Raw genomic sequence first — 1,066 nt, forward strand, 5'->3', positions numbered from 1 at the left:
GATCCGCCACACCGCCAACCCACCCGACACCCACGTGGCCTGGACGCTGTGCGCCACGCGCTCGGTGCTGGTGGCCAGCCGCGCCTACCTGCGCCGCCAGGGCGCGCCTGAGGTTCCGAGCGATCTGGCGCGGCACAACTGTCTGCACTACCCGCGCACCCAGGACGCGCCAGCCTGGACACTGGAACCCGCATCGAAAAGGCCGGGGACGGAACGCACAACGGTCCAGATCTCCGGCTCTCTGTCCGCCAACAACAGCGAGGCCTTGCGCGATGCCGCGCTGGGCGGAATGGGCATCGCCTTGCTGCCCGACTTCTCCGCCCAGAGCAGTTTGCAGGCGGACAAACTGGTCCAGGTGTTGCCGCAATGGAAGCCGGTGGGCGCTTTTGCCGAGCAGATCTATGCGATCCGCCCGTATTCGGCACATGTGCCGCGTGCGGTCACGGTGTTCGTGACCTACCTGCGCCAAAGCTTTGCCACCGGCTTTGGCCCCAGCGGTGTGTTGTGACATTTCTGGCGATAGACCCGCTGAAGCGGGGGCGAAGCAAAAGCCGTCGTGCAAAAACCTAGGGTTTACCCTATACTTTGTGCACCGCAACATTTTTTACTGCAGGAGTGCACCATGTCCAGCGTCACCCTTTCAAAATCCGGCCTCTCCGTTTTTGTCCCCGCCCGGTCCAAGGCGCCCTCTTGGGCTGCCCAGGTGCTGGCACGGGTTTCTGCGCTGTGGACGCAGCGGACGCGTCGCACGGCAGCGGCTCTCAGCCTGCCACTGACACCGTTTGAAGAGGCCGAACAGCTGCGCGCCATGGCCAACGACTTGCTCGACAGCGACCCCCGGTTTGCGCAAGACCTTTACGCAGCGGCGGACCGCCACGAAATCGAACACGGCGCACGGCTCTGATCGCGGCGATCGTGCCGGTGCAGCCAGCCAGTCGGCAAGCGCCTGCAAGTCCCTGAACATCCTCCGGCTTTTCTACCGAAGCGGTTCTTCAGGTCGGCGCCAGCATCCACTCATGCGCCGGGTCGTTCTTGAACACCCAGAAGCGGTTCGGACCCGCCATCA

2 protein-coding genes are annotated in these 1,066 nt (G+C 64.4%); both read left to right on the forward strand.

Annotated features, from left to right (window positions below; genetic code table 11):
* On the forward strand, positions 1–508 hold a 508-nt coding region (locus ABYB95_RS23895), incomplete at its 5' end, for a substrate binding domain-containing protein (protein ID WP_372662980.1).
* 114 nt (positions 509–622) lie between these two features.
* On the forward strand, positions 623–904 hold the full coding sequence (locus ABYB95_RS23900; protein WP_372662982.1) for a hypothetical protein: 282 nt from the start codon (positions 623–625) through the stop codon (positions 902–904).
* The last annotated feature ends 162 nt before the right edge of the window (positions 905–1,066 follow it).

Origin of the sequence: Hydrogenophaga sp., from assembly GCF_041633695.1 — a bacterium.
GTDB lineage: Bacteria > Pseudomonadota > Gammaproteobacteria > Burkholderiales > Burkholderiaceae_C > Hydrogenophaga.